8 protein-coding genes and 1 pseudogene are annotated in these 5893 nt (G+C 40.7%); 8 read left to right on the top strand and 1 reads right to left on the bottom strand.

What is annotated here, in order from left to right; all coding sequences use genetic code 11:
* The 3 genes from WB217_RS09380 to WB217_RS09370 form a co-directional block, all read left to right on the top strand.
* A partial coding sequence (locus tag WB217_RS09380) for a monovalent cation:proton antiporter family protein (RefSeq protein WP_423992802.1) occupies positions 1-1157 on the top strand: 1157 nt, incomplete at its 5' end.
* A 165-nt stretch (positions 1158-1322) separates the two neighbouring features.
* Positions 1323-2090 carry an enoyl-ACP reductase FabI gene (gene fabI / locus WB217_RS09375; RefSeq protein ID WP_423992800.1) on the top strand — a complete coding sequence of 256 codons (768 nt, stop codon included), beginning with the start codon at positions 1323-1325 and terminating at the stop codon, positions 2088-2090.
* Between the two features lie 250 nt (positions 2091-2340).
* The gene (locus tag WB217_RS09370; RefSeq protein WP_423992798.1) at positions 2341-2823 is read left to right on the top strand and encodes a CotO family spore coat protein; all 483 of its coding nucleotides are present in this window, start codon (positions 2341-2343) and stop codon (positions 2821-2823) included.
* A 45-nt stretch (positions 2824-2868) separates the two neighbouring features.
* Here WB217_RS09370 and WB217_RS09365 read toward each other — a convergent pair whose 3' ends face one another.
* On the bottom strand, positions 2869-3390 hold the full coding sequence (locus WB217_RS09365; protein WP_335433068.1) for a CotY/CotZ family spore coat protein: 522 nt from the start codon (positions 3388-3390) through the stop codon (positions 2869-2871).
* Between the two features lie 199 nt (positions 3391-3589).
* Between WB217_RS09365 and WB217_RS09360 the strand changes: the two genes are divergently transcribed.
* From WB217_RS09360 to WB217_RS09340, 5 genes and pseudogenes are all read left to right on the top strand, one after another.
* Positions 3590-3937 carry a DUF1360 domain-containing protein gene (locus WB217_RS09360; RefSeq protein WP_423992795.1) on the top strand — a complete coding sequence of 116 codons (348 nt, stop codon included), beginning with the start codon at positions 3590-3592 and terminating at the stop codon, positions 3935-3937.
* A gap of 80 nt (positions 3938-4017) precedes the next feature.
* Positions 4018-4146 carry a hypothetical protein gene (locus WB217_RS09355; protein ID WP_335433066.1) on the top strand — a complete coding sequence of 43 codons (129 nt, stop codon included), beginning with the start codon at positions 4018-4020 and terminating at the stop codon, positions 4144-4146.
* Between the two features lie 407 nt (positions 4147-4553).
* The gene (locus WB217_RS09350) at positions 4554-5039 is read left to right on the top strand and encodes a YhcN/YlaJ family sporulation lipoprotein (RefSeq protein WP_423992793.1); all 486 of its coding nucleotides are present in this window, start codon (positions 4554-4556) and stop codon (positions 5037-5039) included.
* Between the two features lie 15 nt (positions 5040-5054).
* Entirely contained in the window at positions 5055-5534 is a 480-nt protein-coding gene (gene spoVAC, locus WB217_RS09345) for a stage V sporulation protein AC (protein ID WP_423992791.1), read from the top strand.
* Positions 5535-5893: pseudogene (locus tag WB217_RS09340) on the top strand (stage V sporulation protein AD); the annotation flags it as partial.

Genomic DNA, 5893 nt, shown 5'->3' with positions numbered 1-5893 from the left:
TTTTTGCATTGATTATCCTGCTTGTGGCAATTTCCGAAACGGTTGGTGCAGAAAATATTCTTGGTGCATTCCTTGCGGGGGTGCTTGTTTCATTGCTTGCGCCGGACCAGGAAATGGTGCACAAACTTGATTCCTTCGGCTACGGTTTCTTAATACCGATTTTCTTCGTAATGGTTGGGGTGGGGCTGGATATTGGGTCTATGTTGAGCGAAAAGAAACTTCTCATGTTAATCCCGCTACTGTTGTTGGCACTATTTGTTTCAAAAATGCTGCCAGTTTATCTTTTGAAGAAATGGTATGATACCAAGACTGTATTGGCATCAGGATTCCTGCTAACGTCTACATTGTCATTGGTCATTGCCGCGGCAACAATCGGTGAGAGAATGGAAATGATCACACCGCAAATGAGCGGGACATTGATCCTTGTAGCGGTAATCTCTAGTGTATTGACCCCAATCATGTTTAAAAAACTTTTTCCGCAGGCAACAGGAGAGGATAAAAAAGTCAAAGTTGCCTTCATCGGTGCAAACCAAATGACACTTCCTGTTTCCCGGGATTTAAAATCATCCTTGTATGAACCTGTCTTGTATCATATTAAACAAGAAAAAGCAGAAAAACAGTTTGCTGAAACTGTGTTTGAAATTATAGAAATCAATGATTACGAAATTGAAACGCTCGAGAAAAATAATGTTTATAATGCTGATATCGCCGTAATTTCGACAGGTGATGCAGACTTGAATGCAACGATAGCTGTCAGTGCTAAGGAAAAGGGGATCGAGCGTGTCATCGCAAGGATTGAGAGCCCGGATTTGGCAGAGAAGGCCCAGGAAGAGGGAATTGAAGTTTTCTCTGTCTTGCGTTCAACAGAATCCCTGCTTCGTGCGATGATTGAATCACCAGGGGTAATGAGCATCCTGACGAACCAGGAAAATTCTCTGCATGAAATACGCATGCTTAATGACCACTTTGATGGCATGAGTATAAGGCGCTTTCCGTTTACCGGAGATGTCATTTTTGTCCGGATATTGCGTGAAAATGAATCGATCGTACCTCATGGAGATACAGAATTAAGACTCAATGACAGATTGATTGTGACCGGATCAAAGGAATATGTTGATGAACTAAAAAGAGAGCTTGAGTTCTGTTTTTGGTGCTAGAATAGCTAGCTCAAGGCGATCGTCCAAAGAACTCGGCATTATTCAAACAGAAGTTGAAAAATCAAAACCCGCTTTTTAGCGGGTTTTCCTTTTCAAATAAAAATATATAGTGTAAAATTAGCACTAGGTACTAATAACATGTATTAACAGGGGGATATTTTTATCATGACTCTTTCATTGAACGGTAAAACATATGTAGTTATGGGTGTAGCCAATAAACGCAGCATCGCATGGGGTATTGCTCAATCACTTCACAACGCGGGAGCAAATTTAATTTTCACATATGCTGGGGAACGTCTTGAGAAAAGTGTTCGTGAACTTTCAGAATCTCTCGACAAAAATTATTTAGTTTTGCCATGTGACGTCACGAGCGATGAGGATGTCGCAAAGTGCTTCAGCGAAATTAAAGAGGCAACGGGTTCTATTTCTGGTGTAGCCCACTGTATCGCTTTTGCCAATAAGGAAGAACTGCAAGGGGACTATATGAATGTAACGCGTGATGGCTTTCTGCTTGCACACAACATCAGTGCATATTCCCTTACAGCTGTGGCAAAGGAAGCAAAAGAATTAATGGCAGAAGGCGGGAGCATCGTGACGCTTACTTACTTAGGCGGAGAACGCGCTATCCCTAACTACAATGTCATGGGTGTGGCTAAGGCTTCACTTGATGCAAGTGTCCGTTACCTTGCTGCTGATTTAGGAAAGGACAATATTCGTGTGAATTCAATTTCTGCGGGTCCAATCCGTACCCTATCAGCAAAAGGGGTCAGCGACTTTAACTCAATTCTGAAAGAAATCGAAGAAAAAGCTCCACTACGCAGAAATACAACTCCTGAAGAAGTTGGCGATACAGCACTATTCTTATTCAGCGACTTGTCACGCGGCATTACAGGTGAAAATATCCACGTTGACTCTGGATTCCATATTCTTTAATAACATAATGATTCATAGAGGAAACCTGCAGATTGCTGCAGGTTTTTTTGTGGTTTTTTTACTATTGACCGTTTCGCTTTGTATTTCTTTTACTAAAAATAATCAACTCTTCCAATGGAAAACAGGCCGATAGGATGGGTGGCAGCCAAATGGACTTTTCCAGTGTTGCACTAATCAATTGCGATTAAGCACAGATAATGGGCAGATGCATAAATATAGGGAGAGGTAAGTTTTGGAGGTGCCGCTCAAAATGAGAAACAGACGCGAACGAAAGCCAATACCAATGTTTTATATACAACAGCCTGACATAAATATGCCTGAGCCGAAAATGCAAAAAAGTTACTTATTAAAAGACGATGATGCCGTGATCCAAAATGCAGGAATGGTACAGAAGGAAAACCCATCTAAAGAAGAGCAAAGTAACAAACCGCAAGAAATAATAGCACAAGCAGATACGCAAAGTGAAGCTATTGATGAAACCGAACCCCTTCAGGAAAATAATAAGAGGCCGTTCAATGAATTAACTCTGGATGAAAAAATAAAACATCTAATGAGAGTTCCTGCATCGATTGCAAAAGTGAAATATGAGTTTATAACCAAAGAAACATCGTACAAAGGATTTTTCTTAGCCATGAAAAATGAAGTACTGTTGATAAATTCCTTAAGTCCGAGGAAGAAGAGTGTGAGTATCCTTGAAGAAGATTTAATGGATATAAAAAGGGTTGGTTTATAAAAAAAGGCTTACCATAAAGGTAAGCCCATTTCCTTCCTTATTGAATTAGTCTTCTCCCGGAAGGCTTGAAAGTGGCATTGCTGCTACTGGGTCTAAGCAAGTTACTGCACAGAAGCAATCTAAGTCAACCGTTAAACAAATTCCAGTTCTGAAGAATTCGTTTCTTGCTCCACCAGTTTGAATTTGAGCGCATGGATCAGAAAATCCTTGGCCTTCGTCACCGCGAGTAACAAGCAATTCGATTTTTGCACAGCAGTTGTCATCTACAGAAGTTACACGGAAGAAAAATGATCTGAAGCAATCAAGTCGTTGTGGTCCGCCGCCGTTAGGCCTGATCCGAGCTCCGAATCCTTCGAATGGCATGCAATCTCCGCAGTATAGAATTAGAGGTATAGTATCTAAACCGTTTGTTGGTGATTGAGCACCTGCCAATAACTCTCTAATGGATCTATGGCAGCTGACATCACAATCGTTGTCAACATCTACTTCATCCTGAGCATCTGCTACCGCTCTTAGTACTTCACATACGCAGCTGTCGCTTACATGGTTTTTACCTTTGCAACCCATAACAAGTTCATCTCCTTTTAGTTGATATGACCTATTGTCCTTAATAGAATATGAATCGCCCGTCTAATGGTGTGGGTGTTTGTCTATTTTAAGTACAAAAAATGATGACAGGAGCGGACAGGCTTATGCCTATACATAGGCATTTGCAATGCATAATGCATATGCTGAAAAGATTCTATAGCATTAGGTGGTGAGAAGCATGGACAGTTGGCTCGATTTATGCCTTTTGGTCTTTGCAAGCTTTCGATTGACCCGGCTGGTTGTCTACGATACAATCACTGAATTTCTCAGAGCTCCTTTTCATGAAACTGTAGTTGAACCACTGGAGGACGGAAAAACGGAAACATATATAGAGATAAAAGGAACTGGAATAAGATATTGGATTGGAGAGTTACTGAGCTGCCATTGGTGCACGGGATTCTGGTGTACTGCAATCATTTATGCTGCTTACGAATTTTATCCGCACTTATCGATGCCCCTGATCTCAATCTTGGCCATAGCCGGAATAGCATCAATTATCCAGCAATGGCTCGTTAAAGATGAGTAAATTGGTGAGTCCGTCCAGAACGTTTAAGGACAAATTTCATAAAATGAAATATGGACTCTTTCAATAAAGGGGTTGTAATGATGAATAAAAAACGGAAAAGTACAAATAGCCAGCCAGCTGTAAATAATAACGATACGAATCGCATCGTTAATAATCGCCGTCGCAAGAAAGGCGGCTGTGGGTGCGGAAAGAAGAGAAATCAAGCATAAATGGAAAGTGAGTCTGCCATATTAAGTGGCAGGCTTATTTTATTTTGACTAATTTAGCTTTGTTATCGATATATAGAAATTCACTTAGGCGGGAAATGAACATGAAATAATTATCAACAATAGTCCTTAGTCCTCATTGGATCGCCATTTATTAAACAAAATGCCGTGATAAAGCAAAATGCCGTGATAAAGTTCAATGTTGATTATAAGCACCTGACGCCCCGCGGAAAGCGGGTGCCTGGAGTGAAAATCAAAAGTCTAATTTCACAGAGTCAAACAAAATGAATTATAATAATGTGTTTTTACATTACATGGAAATAATCCCCTCAATAAAAATTTCATAAATTTTCATTTGTACGCGGAAAATAATTTTAACCAATAAGATGCTGCATAGGAAGGGATTAAAGATGAAAAAATATCAGGCAGGAAAAGTTATTGTAGTGTTAATGTTACTTGCCCTTATCACTGCTGGGTGTTCGCTGGGGGATACTTCACCCAAAAGCAGGACATCGATGATCCAATCGGTAAATCCAGATGCGGGAGCGACGAATGATCTGGATGAGAAGAATATAAAGCTCGCTGATAGGGTTAAAAAGGATATCCAATCACTTGATGAAATTTATGATGTTGCCGTCATCAAAGGGAAAGAGGATACATTGGTCGCATACAAGGTCAAGCATATGAAACGTTTTGGCATGAAGCGAATCGAAAAAGAAATCAATAAAAGGCTGGAAGAAAACTATCCAGATGAAGACTTCATTGTTTCAAGCGACTTCAAAATTTTTATTGAAGCGGTTGAATTGAGTGAGAAGATAAAGGACCCATCATATCCGGAAAAAAAGGCTGAAAAACAGCTGCAACGGATTATTTCATTGAAAAAAGAAATGACATAAGGAAGGATGGGCGAGATGGGGGATAAAAAAAAGCAAAAACTGACACCTCAGCAGCAACAGTACCAGCAGCTTGAACAAAAGCATGAACTAAAGCGGCCCGTCGTGAAAAACTGCATAAAGGCTTTTTTTGTCGGAGGGATAATCTGCTTGATTGGCCAAGCTGTAACCTATTTTTATATTTATTTCTTCAACTTTACGGAACAAACAGCAGGGAACCCAACTGTCGCCACTATGATTTTCTTTTCAATGATTCTGACAGGACTGGGTGTATATGATCATATCGGTCAATTTGCTGGAGCAGGCAGTGCTGTGCCGGTAACAGGATTCGGGAACTCAGTCATTTCGGCTGCAATTGAACATCGGACTGAAGGATTTGTACTTGGTGTTGGAGGAAATATGTTCAAACTGGCAGGAACAGTTATCCTCTTCGGAGTCTTTTCTGCATTTATTGTCGCGCTTGTGAAAACGCTGTTGACGATGATGGGGGTGTTGTAAATGTTGATTGGAAGGCAATCATGGCAGTTTGCTAATCGGCCTGTAATCGAATCATGGGCCGCTTCGGGAGGCCCTTTTGAAGCAGAAGGAAAGCTTGCAGCGGATTTTGATGTTCTGCATGATGACCTATGGATGGGACAGGACTCTTATGAAAAGGCCCATAGACAGCTGCTTGAAGAAGCAATCAACGCAGCCCTTCAGAAAGTGAATTTAACCAAAGAAGATATGCATTTTATGCTTGCTGGGGATTTGATTAATCAAATCACTCCATCAAGTTTTGCTGCCAGGACGATGCAAATACCATATTTCGGACTTTTTGGAGCCTGCTCTACCTCAATGGAAGGTTTGGCACTTGCTTC

Origin of the sequence: Mesobacillus sp., assembly GCF_049588175.1 — a bacterium.
GTDB lineage: Bacteria > Bacillota > Bacilli > Bacillales > Cytobacillaceae > Mesobacillus.
The sequence above is the reverse complement of the archived record's forward strand: the minus strand, read 5'-3'. Positions and strand labels throughout refer to the sequence as shown.